The organism is Staphylococcus sp. HMSC061G12 (genome assembly GCF_001838465.1).
Lineage (GTDB): Bacteria > Bacillota > Bacilli > Staphylococcales > Staphylococcaceae > Staphylococcus > Staphylococcus simulans.
This window is the reverse complement of sequence record NZ_KV837185.1, coordinates 1-218: the sequence shown is the minus strand read 5'-3', so window position 1 is coordinate 218 and position 218 is coordinate 1. Positions and strand designations below refer to the sequence as shown.

1 pseudogene is annotated in these 218 nt (G+C 38.5%); it reads right to left on the bottom strand.

Going from position 1 to position 218, the window contains the following annotated elements:
* Positions 1-218, bottom strand: a pseudogene (locus HMPREF2937_RS13180) (ribonuclease Y); the annotation flags it as partial.

Genomic DNA, 218 nt, shown 5'->3' with positions numbered 1-218 from the left:
TAACTTTAATATTACCAGGGTACTCAAGGTTATTTTCAATTTTTTCACGAACTTTGTGTGCGATGATTGTTACCTCATCATCGGAAATTTTATTTGGTTGCACCATGATACGAATTTCGCGTCCAGCTTGCAAGGCATAGCTGTTTTGAACGCCATCGAAGCTCTTGGCAATTTCTTCCAAATCACGTAGACGTTTGATGTAGTTTTCCATAGACTCA